The organism is Halostagnicola alkaliphila (assembly GCF_055379965.1).
This window is the reverse complement of record NZ_AP043824.1, coordinates 249566-262437: the sequence shown is the minus strand read 5'-3', so window position 1 is coordinate 262437 and position 12872 is coordinate 249566. Positions and strand designations below refer to the sequence as shown.

Annotated in this window: 12 protein-coding genes; 8 read left to right on the top strand and 4 right to left on the bottom strand. The window is 60.4% G+C overall.

Annotation, left to right across the window (positions count from 1 at the left end; genetic code table 11):
- Window position 1 precedes the first annotated feature (1 nt).
- Both ACZ5C7_RS01075 and ACZ5C7_RS01070 read left to right on the top strand, forming a co-directional pair.
- Complete coding sequence (locus tag ACZ5C7_RS01075) at window positions 2–1201, top strand: ABC transporter ATP-binding protein (protein ID WP_464374548.1); 1200 nt, start codon at window positions 2–4, stop codon at window positions 1199–1201.
- Window positions 1194–1397 (top strand): hypothetical protein, encoded by a 204-nt coding sequence (locus tag ACZ5C7_RS01070; RefSeq protein ID WP_464374547.1) that lies wholly within the window; start codon window positions 1194–1196, stop codon window positions 1395–1397. The genes ACZ5C7_RS01075 and ACZ5C7_RS01070 overlap by 8 nt, the downstream gene beginning before the upstream one ends.
- Here the strand turns inward: ACZ5C7_RS01070 and ACZ5C7_RS01065 are convergent.
- Complete coding sequence (locus ACZ5C7_RS01065) at window positions 1389–1634, bottom strand: hypothetical protein (RefSeq protein ID WP_464374546.1); 246 nt, start codon at window positions 1632–1634, stop codon at window positions 1389–1391. The two genes, ACZ5C7_RS01070 and ACZ5C7_RS01065, sit on opposite strands and share 9 nt — an antisense overlap.
- Here ACZ5C7_RS01065 and ACZ5C7_RS01060 point away from each other — a divergent pair.
- Window positions 1634–2743, top strand: a complete 1110-nt coding sequence (locus ACZ5C7_RS01060; protein WP_464374545.1) for a Gfo/Idh/MocA family protein — start codon at window positions 1634–1636, stop codon at window positions 2741–2743. The genes ACZ5C7_RS01065 and ACZ5C7_RS01060 overlap by 1 nt on opposite strands.
- A gap of 203 nt (window positions 2744–2946) precedes the next feature.
- Here ACZ5C7_RS01060 and ACZ5C7_RS01055 read toward each other — a convergent pair whose 3' ends face one another.
- On the bottom strand, window positions 2947–3687 hold the full coding sequence (locus tag ACZ5C7_RS01055; RefSeq protein ID WP_464374544.1) for a ThuA domain-containing protein: 741 nt from the start codon (window positions 3685–3687) through the stop codon (window positions 2947–2949).
- 172 nt (window positions 3688–3859) lie between these two features.
- Here ACZ5C7_RS01055 and ACZ5C7_RS01050 point away from each other — a divergent pair, with 172 nt between their 5' ends.
- From ACZ5C7_RS01050 to ACZ5C7_RS01040, 3 genes are all read left to right on the top strand, one after another.
- Window positions 3860–4864 (top strand): Gfo/Idh/MocA family protein, encoded by a 1005-nt coding sequence (locus tag ACZ5C7_RS01050; RefSeq protein ID WP_464374543.1) that lies wholly within the window; start codon window positions 3860–3862, stop codon window positions 4862–4864.
- Window positions 4865–5321: 457 nt separating this feature from the next.
- Complete coding sequence (locus tag ACZ5C7_RS01045) at window positions 5322–6149, top strand: SDR family NAD(P)-dependent oxidoreductase (RefSeq protein WP_464374542.1); 828 nt, start codon at window positions 5322–5324, stop codon at window positions 6147–6149.
- Between the two features lie 207 nt (window positions 6150–6356).
- Complete coding sequence (locus ACZ5C7_RS01040; RefSeq protein WP_464374541.1) at window positions 6357–6812, top strand: universal stress protein; 456 nt, start codon at window positions 6357–6359, stop codon at window positions 6810–6812.
- Window positions 6813–7240: 428 nt separating this feature from the next.
- Here ACZ5C7_RS01040 and ACZ5C7_RS01035 read toward each other — a convergent pair whose 3' ends face one another.
- The gene (locus ACZ5C7_RS01035; protein WP_464374540.1) at window positions 7241–8686 is read right to left on the bottom strand and encodes an MATE family efflux transporter; all 1446 of its coding nucleotides are present in this window, start codon (window positions 8684–8686) and stop codon (window positions 7241–7243) included.
- 204 nt (window positions 8687–8890) lie between these two features.
- Here ACZ5C7_RS01035 and ACZ5C7_RS01030 point away from each other — a divergent pair, with 204 nt between their 5' ends.
- Complete coding sequence (locus tag ACZ5C7_RS01030; protein WP_464374539.1) at window positions 8891–9877, top strand: Gfo/Idh/MocA family protein; 987 nt, start codon at window positions 8891–8893, stop codon at window positions 9875–9877.
- Window positions 9878–10070: 193 nt separating this feature from the next.
- Here ACZ5C7_RS01030 and ACZ5C7_RS01025 read toward each other — a convergent pair whose 3' ends face one another.
- Entirely contained in the window at window positions 10071–11189 is a 1119-nt protein-coding gene (locus ACZ5C7_RS01025) for an LLM class flavin-dependent oxidoreductase (protein WP_464374538.1), read from the bottom strand.
- Window positions 11190–11424: 235 nt separating this feature from the next.
- Between ACZ5C7_RS01025 and ACZ5C7_RS01020 the strand changes: the two genes are divergently transcribed.
- Window positions 11425–12810 (top strand): pectate lyase, encoded by a 1386-nt coding sequence (locus ACZ5C7_RS01020; protein ID WP_464374537.1) that lies wholly within the window; start codon window positions 11425–11427, stop codon window positions 12808–12810.
- Window positions 12811–12872: the final 62 nt, after the last annotated feature.

Below are 12872 nucleotides of genomic sequence, written 5' to 3'. Positions count from 1 at the left end.
TATGGCACGAGTAACGCTACAGGACGTCACGAAACGCTACGAAGACGTCGTCGCGGTCGACGAGATGAACCTCGAGATCGAAGACGGAGAGTTCGTCTGTCTCGTCGGCCCCTCCGGCTGTGGAAAGTCGACGACGATGGAATCGATCGCCGGGCTCACGAAACCGACCGACGGAACGATCCGGATCGGCGAAACGGACGTAACGACGCTCCCGCCGAAGGATCGCGGGGTCGCGATGGTCTTCCAGAACATCGCGTTGTTCCCGCACATGGACGTCTACGACAATATCTCGTTCGGGCTTCGACTCCGAGATTACGAGACGGACGAAATCGACCGGCGCGTCGAACACGCGACCGACGTCGTCCAACTCGAGGGAATGGGAGACCGGATGCCCGAGGAAATGTCCGGCGGACAGCGCCAGCGGGTCGCGATCGCGCGGGCGATCGTCCGGGAGCCGTCGGTGTTCCTCATGGACGAACCGCTCGCGAACCTGGACGCGAAGCTCCGGGTTCACATGCGAACGGAACTCCAGCGGCTCCACCAGGAGCTGGACACGACCATCGTCTACGTCACGCACGATCAGGCCGAGGCGATGACGATGTCGGATCGAATCGCCGTCATCAACAGCGGCTCGCTCCAGCAGATCGATCCGCCGCTTGTCTGTTACAATCAGCCCGCGAACCTGTTCGTCGCCGGGTTTATCGGCTCGCCGTCGATGAACTTCATCGACGGGCGACTCACCGCGGCCGGACTCGAGACGGATACCTTCAACCTCGAGTTCGAGTCCGAAGACCTCCCCGGAGTCATTCCCGGTGACAACGTCACGATGGGGATCAGACCCGAAGACGTCTACCTCTCGGACATCGGCCAATCGGCCGACGACGAGACGGCCCCGATCGAAGCGACGACGGACGTGCTCGAGCCGATGGGCGACGAAATCTTCGTCTACCTCGACCTCGAGAGCGAAACGGCTGCGTCGACGGATGACGGAGGAATGGGCGCGTCGTCCAATCAACTCCTCCTGAGCGTCGAACCGGACCTCGAGATCGAAGCAAACGAAGGCGTAACCGTCGCCCTCGATCGGTCGAAGATCCACCTCTTCGACGGCGCGTCCGGGGAGGCGCTCACCCACGGTATCGAGGTGCTACCGGGAGCAGCGCAAAAACAGCGCGAACCCGCCGTCGGTGGTGCCGATGAGTAGCCTCATTCCCGTCGTCTACTACGGCGGATTTCTCGTCCTGTTTTTCTTCTGGATATACGGGATCGTCTCGTTCGCAAGCGACCTGAAGAACAGGTTCATTCCGGGATTCAAGCAGTACCGACGGGGACGGCGAACGCTCGCCGAAGCGGACGAACAGGATCAGGAACGCGAAGAGAAAGAACGACAGCTATACTGATACGATGGGGCAGAAAACGATTTCGACGGTGAAGTGCGGATCGACGCCGCCAGTCACTACTGGGCGCGTCGCTACGAAATCGCTCGTCACATCGGCAGTCGTCTCAACATCGTCCGTCAACACGTCGGGCATCGGAACAGCTTCCATCACCGCATCGACCGTCGCAACATCACACGTCAACGCGTCGGTCCCGGCAGCGCTGACTCGCGTCGAAACAACTGCGAACGTCTCTATCAATGAGTACTAACTACACACAGATTCGAACCGGTATCGTCGGACTCGGAAACATCGGAGAACACCACGCCCAGCGCCTCGAGAAATTGGGCGTTTCGCTAGTCGGCGGAATGGACGTCTCCGCGGATGCGCGCGAACGATTTGGACAGCGATACGAAAGCGCCGTCTACGAGAATCATCAGGAACTTTACGACGACGTCGACGTTGTCGTGATCACGACCCCGAACAGATTCCACGAAGAGTACGCCGTCGACGCGCTTGAGCGGGATCTCCACGTCCTCCTCGAGAAACCGCTCGCACACGACCTCGAAAGCGCAGAACGCATCGCAGCCGCCGCGGCCGACTCGAACGGGAACTGTATGGTCGGGTTCAACAACCGGTTTTTGAACGCCGTCCAGATCATCAGAGATCGAATCGAACGCGGCGAGTTCGGACGAATAACCCACGTCGAGGCGAACTACGTCCGACGCCGGGGAATTCCCGGACGAGGGTCGTGGTTCACGCGAAAGGACACCTCCGGTGGTGGATCGCTCATCGATCTGGGCGTCCACGCCATCGACCTCTCGCTACACATTCTTGGCTACCCCGAAATCAACGCCGTCTCCGGCGTGACCAGATCCGAATTTGGCCCCCGCGAGGACTACTCCTATCTGGAAATGTGGGGCGAAGACGTCGGTCCCGAGGGGTTCGATGTCGACGATTCAACGAGCGCGTTCATCCGCTGTAGCGAGAACCGAACGATCAGCCTCGAGACGGCCTGGGCGACCAACCGGCCGTCCACCCACGAGTTCGTCGTCCGAGGAACCGACGCCGCCGCACGATTCGATCTACTCGAGAACGAACTCTCCGTTCACTCCGTCCGGTCGACCGGACCGAATCAGTTCGAAGACACGACGATTCGAACTCCCGAGAACGACACTCACGGCGACGAGCAGGAGGTGTTCTTTAGCGCCATCGCGGCAGGAGAAACGGCCGAAGACAACGTCGAACAGGCGTTGACTGTCCAGCGTATCATCGACGGCATCTACCGCTCGAGCGAGAACGGACTGCCGGTCGTGATGAACGAATCGGAGTCGTCAATTCAGGAAGCTCCCGTCACCCCCCCAAAATAGGCCGAACGGGCGGGTCCGTCCGCTCTGACTGTATGTCGTCCGTACGAGCCGTGTGAGCGCCACTCCGAATGGAACCGTCGGAGAGGATTACATAGCTATGGCTGTAACATTTTTGGGCAACTGTATACGACAGATGGTCGAATTCGGGTCCGTTTCTCCCACTGTGGTGACCGAAATTACCGAACCGGCAGGGCGAACGATCGCTAATGGACCGAGCGATCGTCGCTCGTATCGATTTCCTCGATCGGATCGGCGTTGCCGAACGTGCGATGGGTTTCGCTGCTCGAGTCGAGCCACTCGACCGCGTTCCGGAGCACCTGCCTGATCTCGGGCTGGTGATAAACCGGATACGTCTCGTGGCCCGGCCTGAAGTAGAAGATTCGGCCCGCACCTCGCGTGTAGCAACAACCCGAACGGAACACCTCGCCGCCCTCGAACCAGGAGTTGAACACCAGCGTGTCCGGCCGAGGGATATCGAACCGCTCGCCGTACATTTCCGCTTCGGGGACCTCGATGTACTCCTCGAGGCCGTCGGCGATCGGATGGCTCGGTTCGACGACCCAGAGCCGCTCCGTTTCGGCGGCTTCGCGCCACTTCAGCGAACAGGTCGTCCCCATCAACCGCTTGAAAATCTTCGAGTAGTGTCCCGAGTGCATGACGAGCAAGCCCATCCCGTCGAGAACGTGGTCGTGAACTCGGTCGACGATTTCGTCCTCGACTTCGTCGTGGGCGGCGTGGCCCCACCACGTGAGCACGTCCGTCTCCTCGAGTACGTCCTCCGTGAGACCGTGTTCGGGTTCGTCGAGCGTCGCCGTTTCGACGGTGAAATCGTCCTCCAGCGCGTCGGCAATCGTTTCGTGGATACCGTCGGGATAGATATCCGCGACGACGTCGTTCTCTCGCTCGTGGCGGTACTCGTTCCAGACGGTAACACGGGTCGTCATTGGCACTATTTACTCAGCAACGAACAAATACGTTCGGTTTGCTCGAGGAAGGACGCGACAGCGGAGAGTACAATACGGCAGAGGGAGAGGCGGTAAGCGCTGGAAGCGGCGATCGTATCACGTACCGAAACGACCGAAATCGCTTTTCAAACTGGACCCCGACTAGTGAGCTATGCCAGCGCACCTTCGAACTGGAATTATCGGCACCGGCGGCTGGGGAACGCACGTCGCAGAACAGTTCCACGACCACCCCGACGCTGCGGTCACCGCGATCACGGACATCACGACGGCCAATCGGACGCGGGCCGGAGAAACGCTCGAGGTCGACAGGACGCGCCAGTACGAAGACCACGAAGCGATGCTCGAGGAGGAGGATCTCGATGCCGTCCAGATCAGTTCGCCCCACGAACTCCACTACGAGCACACGATCGCCGCGCTCGAACGGGATCTCCACGTCTTCTGTGAGAAACCGTTCACGCCGGGGCTCGACCGAGCGCGAGATCTCGCTCGGCGAGCGGAGACGGACGAACAGGTGTTGATGGTGGGCTATCAGCGTCACGTGAATCCGGCGTATGTCGCGATCAGGGATGCGATCTCGAGTGGCGGCGTGGAGCCAAAGGTCGTAACCGCCGAACTGACGCAGGACTGGATTCAAGACGTCGCTGGGACCTGGCGAGCGAACGTCGAACTGAGCGGCGGCGGTCAACTCTACGACAGCGGGAGCCACCTCCTCGACGCGATCATCTGGATGCTCGAGGACGTTCCGACCCACGTCAGCGCGGAGATGGAATTCTACGAGGATACGCGGATAGACGTACAAGCGGCACTCGCGGTGCGGTTTGCGGGCGGGACCATCGCGAACATCACCGTCTCCGGAGATTCGTCCGACGTCTCCGAGCGAATCGCCGTCCGCGGCGACGGCGGCCGCTGTCTGCTCGAGGGAGCCGGCTGGACCGACCGGGAAGTGACGATAACCGACTCGACGGGGGACGTTCGGACGTCGCTCGAGGGTGAACTTTCGTCGTACGAAAAGGTCGACGCGTTCGTCCGGGCCGTTCGAAACGGGACCGAGCCACCCGCCACGGCCGAAAACGCACTTCAGGCGACGGCACTCACCGAGGCGGCCTACGAGTCGGCGCGACGCGGCGAACGGGTACCGGTCGAGCCAAGAGCCTGAAGAAGTAACTACTCATATCGTCGTTCTATTACACTACTAAAGGATAGACACTGCACCAGCGCCCGCAACGAGAGAGGTTCAGCGGGGAGAAACAGTAAGTATTAAACTCGTGAAACATTGTTAATAGAGCTAATCCGCTTTCGATACGTCTTCCATAGAAAGGAAAAGGAGGAGACATATCGGAACTAACGGACGATGCGGAACGCAGAGGACGAGAGGAGAGTTCTAATGTGAATTATATAAACAGTAACAGCATTGTAAAACGTCCGATTGTGCAAAACGCCGAAGCGTCATTAGACGCGAAAGAGGTAAGCACGGTACGAAATTCGAACGAGAGGCAGAAAGATAATGATGATTAAGAATGGGAAGGCAATTTTGAAACTTAATCGACAGCTCGCCGCTAACAGGGCAGTAATGTCGTCGGAAGACCTAAATAACGAACCGAAACAGACAGTGTATGGGTCAGGTTAGCTACGACTTTACGGACGAGACGGTAATCGTCACGGGAGGAACGTCGGGAATCGGGCGAGAGGTCTCCCGCCGATTCGGTGATGCTGGCGCGACAGTTATCGTCGCAGACATCCGCGAGGAGCCAAAAGAAACCGACGAATCGGCTCCGACGGCCGAAGCGATCGAAGACGACGGCGGCCGCGCGACGTTCGTCGAAACGGACGTCTCGAGTCCGCCCGACATCGTCTCCGTCGTCGAGGCCGCTCGAGAGTTCGGCGGCGTCGACGTGATGGTCAACAACGCCGGCATCTATCGGCACGGATCGCTCCTCGAGACCGACGTCGAATCGTTCGATCAGGTCTTCGGAATCAACGTTCGGGGCGTCTTCGCCGGTTGTCGGGCGGCCGCCAGAGACATGCTCGCGAGGGAGGAGTCCGGTTCGATCATCAACACAGCCTCGATCAGTTCGGAGTACGCCCAGGTCGGCCACACGATGTACGACGCCTCGAAGGGTGCTGTCATGATGCTCACTCGAGTCGCTGCACTCGAGTTGGCCGGACACGATATACGGGTCAACGCCGTTGCGCCAGGAATCATCGAAACCACCTTTGGAAGTGGAAATCCCGAACCGGAGAGCCACGTCGATGACCGGTTTATCCACGACGACGTTGAAATGCCGGTCGGAGAGGGACAAAAACGAGAGCCGGCGATCCCGATGGATCGAATGGGCTCGCCCGAAGAGATGGCAGGGTCGTACCTGTTTTTGGCCGCCGACGATGCGTCGTATATTACCGGTCATCTGCTGTACGCCGATGGCGGATACCAGATCGTGTGACCGGAACGGAGACTGACGGGGTGTGGAGCACAATACTGGTCGGAGCTACCGTGTTCACGGTCTCGAACGTGAGAGAGGTATCGGCGATCGGCGCTGCGTGAACAACCCGTATTTTCGGGATCACCGAACGCTCGAGTAACGCGGGTGAACAAGCTGAAGATCAGGGTTTCAGTACAGTTAAGGAGGCGGCCACCCCTCTCCGAGACGATGACGCTCGAAACGATCCTGTTAGCAGTCGGACCGAACGATATCGATCGCGGCGAGGAGATCCTCGAGACGGTTCTCGAGGTCGCAAAGCCGACCGACGCGACGGTCGTCCTCTCGCACGTGTTCACGGAAGACGAGTACGACGATGTTCTCGAACAGCTCAATCTCGACGCGAGTGACGAATCGATCGACGCCGATAGCGTAGCCGACCGGTACGCAGGGATTCAGGACTTTACGGCCGGCTTCGAGGAGGCCGATATCGAGTACGAAATTCGAGGCTCGGTCGGCGAACACGGAGAGATGATCGTCGATCAAGCGACGGAACTCGAAGCGGATCGAGTCGTCGTCGCCGGTCGAACCCGTTCACCGGTCGGGAAGGCGCTCTTTGGATCGACAGCCCAGACGGTACTGTTGTCCGCGCCGTGCCCGGTGACGTTCGTCTGCAGCAAAAACTAACCCGACGGTCGCCTTTGTACGACGGCAATCGGGGAGCCCGCTTTTCGACCGTTCGTCCGCCCGGATGCGACCGATTGCATCGGTTGGACGGCTCCTGGTCGACTGACAGTTCTGGTCGGGTAGACGACTCATACGGGTTACTGTCAGTCATCTCCGGCGCAACCGCGATCCGGGCGGCGGTTGCGCCGGTAAATCGTTACAGCAATCCGTATCAATCAGCGCCCTGATTCGGGACGTAGCCACAGTGTGAACAACTCGAGGGGCGGTGGCCTAGCGTGACGGGTTCGGTGCAACGGGGACAGATGTACTCCATACGGGCCGTACAATCGACGATAACTAAACTGTTACTACGACGATCAACGTACGAAAGACGAGACTGCGATCACTTTCCGTCCATCTCGTCGCCTCGAGAATATACGCTACTCCCATCAATCGTCAGCAGTAGTCGTTGCCGGGCGGTACTCCTCGCTGATCGACTTCCACTTGTTCGTCCGGAACCGCCAGTAGTTGATCGCAGCGGGCACGCTTTTCTCGGCGAGGAACGAGAGGTAGAGTCCCCAATATCCGAGGCTCGTCGTCGCACCGAGGTACGCCAACGGAATAGCGCCGCCGAAGACGCCGATAGATTGACTCACGAAGGGGATTCGGGTATCGCCGCTCGCATCGAGCGGGCCGGCAGCGGCGGCCGTCACCCCCTGAAAGAGGACGGCGACGCAGGCCGCGTAGACGAGGTTCGTGGCGAGGGGAATTTCGGCGCTCGTCGGATCGTCCGCGAAGAGGACGACGATCTGTTCGGCGAACACCGCGATGAGAACCGCAGAGACCGCGTACGTAGCGACCGAGAACCGAATAATATCGCGGCCGTAGGCTTCGGCCAATCGCTCGTTGTTCTGGCCGAGCGCCTGCCCGACGAGACTCGAGGACGCCAATCCGAATCCCCACCCCGGAGTATTCATCAGCCCCCAGATCCGCCGAGCGATGACGAACGCGGCAACCGTTGTTTCGCCGAAGATATCGAGGATCGTGAACATCGGGAACTCGGCGACGGTCCAGACGAGATTCCGAGCGCCGATGGGTAGCCCGATCTGCGTGATATCTCGAAGCGTTTCGGGATCGACGTACGTTCCGAACGGATCAACCTGAACCGGGAACGCACCGATCCTCGGGAATCGCCCGCGAGCGATTCCGATCGCGAAGACGACGGCGATCGCGACGTTCGAAAGGACCGTCCCGAGCGCCGCACCGGCGACACCCCACCCGACGCCGAAGATGAAGACCGCGTTCAGGCCGATGTTGAGTACGGCACCACCCGCTCGGACTTGCATGGCGGTGTACGCGTCGTCAGCACCCACGAGCGTTCGACTTCCGACGAGGTTGAGTCCGGCAAACGGGATCCCGAGACCGACGACCTGCAGGTACGTTCCGCCGTGCTCGATCGCCCGTTCGTTGCTACTGAGTAGGGAGATGAATTCGTACGGAAAAAGCCAGAAGATGGCCGCAACCGGAAGGGTGATCGCGACGACGAAAAGGGTGCTCGAGCGGACCGCGAGTCCGAGTTCGTCGTACGCTTCGGCGCCGTATCGCTGGGAAACCAGAGCGAGGGTCCCGCCGGCGACCCCGCCACCGATCGCGAAAGCGAGCCCCCAGAACGGTCCGGCGAATCCGACTCCGGCAACGGCGGACGTACCGACCGCGACGCCGACCATCGCGACGTCGACCGCGTTTTTCGACATCCGGGCGATGCCGGTGACGATCCGCGGCCAGGCGAGAACGGTCGTCTGAACGGCCCGCTCGCGGTCTATTAATCCCATGTACGCGAGGCCGAGCCCGATGTACAGAATCGTGAGATGAAGTGGGTTTGGATACCGAGACACGAGGTGTTCGAAGGTCTTTTGCGTTGCATTCAAAGGATGTTTGTTACCCGGCAAAGGGTTCCTCGAGCGCGAGATTGTGGCCCGACAGCCGGAACCTCCAACAACAGGGCAAAGGATAGTGAGGGGAAGGGAAATGGAACGAAGGGGCAGTGAAGGGAATGGTCGAAGAGAACATTGATAGGGTGGCACGTGCGACCACCCACCATGGAGACGATTAGATACGGAATTATCGGCGTCTCGGGCTACGGAACGAACCACGCAGACTGCCTCGAGTCGATCGCAGAGACGGAACTCGTCGCGGGCGCAGCCACGAGCCGGTCCTCCATCGCCGCGTTCGAATCGGCGTACGGTGCAACCGGATACACCGACTATCGAGAGCTTCTCGAGAAGGAGGACCTCGACGCGATAAGTATCTGTACGCCGTCCGGGACACACGCGTCGATCGCGATCGACGCGGCTGAGGCTGGCGTCAACGTCCTCTCCGAGAAACCGCTCGATGTCGACATCGAGCGGGTCGACCGAATGATTCGGGCCGCCGAGGAAAACGACGTTGCGCTCGGGGGAATCTTCCAGCGACGGTTTACCCCCGAGCGATGGACCGCGCGCAAGTGGGTCGAGTCCGGTCGCTTCGGGGACATGATTCTCGGAACGACGGCGGTCAAGTACCATCGACCCCCAGAGTACTACGACGACTGGCACGGAACTCGCGAGCTCGATGGCGGCGTGTTGCTCCAGCAGGCGATTCACTTCGTCGACCTCCTCCAGTGGCTCATGGGCGGCATCGAGCGCGTCGACGCGACCACCGATACGCTGGTCCACGAGATGGACTGCGAGGACGTCGCCACCGTTTCCCTCAAGTTCGAAAACGGCGCGTACGGGACAGTCGAAGCGACGACAGCCGTCACGGGGGCATCACGAGAACGGATCGAGCTCAACGGAACCGAGGGGTCGTACAATTCGGGAACGTTCGTACTCGAGAGCGGATCGGTCGAGCCCGAACTCGAGCGGCCGCCACACGGAACGGGTCTCGGGGGACAAATTCGGGATTTCGTCCACGCGGTTCGTGAGGATCGAGAGCCGCTCGTTACCGGTCGAGATGCTCGTGCCGCCGTCGAAACGGTCCTCGCGGCGTATGAATCGGCCTCGTCGGGGAGAGCAGTTCGGGTCGACAACGTTCGTGACGGCAGCTAACAGACGGGAGAGAGTACGTGTCGACGGCCCAAAGCAGGGACACAGAAACACCGGGAGCACTCGCGGGTCGACGGCCGGAAGCGGCCACAGATCGACGGTCGAAAGCGATCGCAAATCGACGGCCGGAAGCGATCGCATGTCGGAGTTCGATACTGCGTCGAATTCGGACTATCACTCCCGGAACGCAGGGCGATCACGTCGTTTCGAATGAGGGAATGATCGTTTCCTCGTAGTGTGAAACGGTTTCGTCGAAATCACCGACGGGAATGAGAACGACGTGGTCGACACCGGCATCGACGAACGACTCGAGTTGATCGATCACTCGGTCGGGATCGCCCGAGGCGGTAACCTGGTCGACCGCTTCGTCGGGGATCCGTCGTGCCGCGGCGTCCAACTTCCGCTTTTGCTCCCGGTCGAAGGACATGTCGAACATAACTGGCGTCTCGTTCGCTATGTCTTCGTATCCCATCTTCGCCAGAAGGGACGGACGCAACGCGAGACTCGTCCGGTTTCGCTCGATTGCGAGTCGTCGAGCCGCCTCGTCGTCGTCGGAGACAGTCGTGGGGATCATCACCGCCCGGTCGATCGCGTCCGGATCCCGTCCGCGGTCGTCGGCAGCGTCGAGGATCCGCTGGAGGTCGGCCTCGTACTGGTCAGGAGCGTGGATCCAGGGAATCCACCCGTCAGCCACCGCACCGGTAAACCCGCGCATACTCGGCCCGTAGCCGCCGACCCAGATCGGCGGTCGCGGCTCCTGTACTGGCTCGAATCCCATGTGTGCGTCCGCTAATTGGAAGAACTCCCCGTCGAACGAAAACGGCTCCTGGGGCCGCGATCTCCACAACCAATCGATCACCTCGATCGTTTCGGTGAACCTGGCGAAGGGATCACTCCAGTCGATGTCTTCGATGGGCGCGAAATTGAACGCCTCGCCGGCTCCGATTCCAACTGCCGCGCGACCATCGGTGAGCCGATCGAGCGTTGCCGTCGCATGCGCTACCTCCGTCGGGTGTCGCCGAACGGAGTCGGTTACCGCCGGCAGCAACGTCGCTTCGTCCGTGTGCTGGGCGATCGCACCGAGCATGGAGAAAGCTTCCCACGGGGGATCGACGAGATAGTTCTCCGATTCGGTCGGATGGAAGAGGTGATCGGGGACGGTGATACTATCGAAGCCGGCCGTTTCCGCTCGAACGGCATCTCGTACAGTCCCGTCGACATCATCGTAGCTGACCAGTTGGCATCCGAACTGAAGGTTGTCGGACTCGTTTTTGACCATCACGTACGGTGTACCGGTGGAGATAGTTATAATCATACCTCGAGTGGAACGGTGGCGGAGGATCCGTTCGAACGACGTATCGAAACGAGAGACCGCGTCGGCAAACGAGTGAACGAGTACCGTCGATCGTGTTCTTCGAAACTACCCGTGCGTTCTTATTTGCTGGATGTAACCGAAACGGTTCCAGGCGGTATCATCTCGGCAGAACGCATAATTCCACCGCCCGAATATCCAATAGTTATTAATATCGGACAGTTGTATAGTGGGGCGCATGAGAGATCATGACAACAAAGGCGACAGTGGTACCGACAAGGGCGAGACGGGACGACGGCGCGTCCTCGCACTGAGCGGTGGACTCCTCACGGCGACTGCACTCGGTGGCATCGGGAGTGTAAGTGCGGAAACGAGCGAGATCGAACTGACGGAAGACCTCGGAGCCAACTCACCGGGTTCCGGAATCGCACCGGCCGACGGCTGGGCATCGACCGACTGGCTCACCGACCGCTCGTTCCAGATCGTCCGCGTGACGACCCTCGAGTCAGACGGGCCGGGTTCGTTCAAGCACGCTGTCGAAGACGTCGACGGTCCCCGGATCGTCGTCTTCGAGGTCGGCGGCGTCATCGACATGCAAGGGCAGGATATCGAGGTCGAGGAACCGGATCTGTTCGTCGCAGGTCAAACCGCTCCGGATCCGGGAATTACCATCATTCGAACGAGCGGCCCGGGCGTCGAGTTCGACGAGGAAAACATCCTCGTCCAACACGTTCGGTCGCGACCGGGAACCGACATCGAGTACGGCGAACCCGCCGATTCGATGGTCGTCGGCGACGACGGCCACAACGTGATATTCGATCACTGTTCGGTTTCGTGGGGATCGGAGGAAAACATGTCCGTCAACGCGGGATCGGCGAGTGCGAACATCACGTTCAGCAACAACATCAACGCGGAAGGGCTGAAGGACACGACGGGCGTCGTCAGAGACGACGGCGACGACCAGCGCGCATACGGCACGCTCGTCGGTAACGAAGCGGAAACGACCGCGATTCTCGGGAACCTCTATGCCAACAACTGGCGGCGGAACGTCCGGCTCAAGGGCGGTACCTCGACCGTCGTCGCCAGCAATGTCACGTACAACGTCGAAGCCGCAAACCGAATCGGCGGCGATATCGACTATCCGCCGGCACGGACGAGTTTCGTCGGGAACGCGTTTCGATCCGGCGACGAGTCGGACTTCAGCTTCCCGTTCATCTACACCGGAGACGAGACGCCGATCGACCTGCACGTCTGGGATAACGACGTGGAAGATTCGTTCCAGCTACTCGACGAAGGTGCGGTCGACGACGGAATCATCGACCTGCACGACGAACCGCCCCTCTGGCCCGACGGATTGACTCCCGTACAGGACGCGTTCGGGCAGCAACTGAGCACCGTGGGGGCTCGGCCCGCCCAGCGAACGGAGATCGACGAACGCATCGTCGAACACACGATCGAGAGGGGCGGAACCCACATCGACAGCCAAGCGGAAGTCGGCGGCTATCCGAACCTTCCCGAAACCGAACGGGAGCTAACCGTTCCGTCCGATCCGGCCGAGTTCACCGCGTGGCTCGACCAGCACACTCGAGCCGTCGAACTGCCGAACGAAACCGCGCCGAGCTAGCCCCAGCAGGCTCGGCGCTCGGAAAGCGGTTTTCGAACGGGAAGCCGGACGTGAAATCGAAC

Coding starts and splice junctions, on each gene's coding strand:
- ACZ5C7_RS01075 (WP_464374548.1), top strand. CDS start 2: ATGGCACGAGTAACGCTACAGGACGTCACGAAACGCTACGAAGACGTC.
- ACZ5C7_RS01050 (WP_464374543.1), top strand. CDS start 3,860: ATGCCAGCGCACCTTCGAACTGGAATTATCGGCACCGGCGGCTGGGGA.
- ACZ5C7_RS01040 (WP_464374541.1), top strand. CDS start 6,357: ATGACGCTCGAAACGATCCTGTTAGCAGTCGGACCGAACGATATCGAT.
- ACZ5C7_RS01030 (WP_464374539.1), top strand. CDS start 8,891: ATGGAGACGATTAGATACGGAATTATCGGCGTCTCGGGCTACGGAACG.
- ACZ5C7_RS01055 (WP_464374544.1), bottom strand. CDS start 3,687: ATGACGACCCGTGTTACCGTCTGGAACGAGTACCGCCACGAGCGAGAG.
- ACZ5C7_RS01045 (WP_464374542.1), top strand. CDS start 5,322: ATGGGTCAGGTTAGCTACGACTTTACGGACGAGACGGTAATCGTCACG.
- ACZ5C7_RS01070 (WP_464374547.1), top strand. CDS start 1,194: ATGAGTAGCCTCATTCCCGTCGTCTACTACGGCGGATTTCTCGTCCTG.
- ACZ5C7_RS01025 (WP_464374538.1), bottom strand. CDS start 11,189: ATGATTATAACTATCTCCACCGGTACACCGTACGTGATGGTCAAAAAC.
- ACZ5C7_RS01060 (WP_464374545.1), top strand. CDS start 1,634: ATGAGTACTAACTACACACAGATTCGAACCGGTATCGTCGGACTCGGA.
- ACZ5C7_RS01020 (WP_464374537.1), top strand. CDS start 11,425: ATGAGAGATCATGACAACAAAGGCGACAGTGGTACCGACAAGGGCGAG.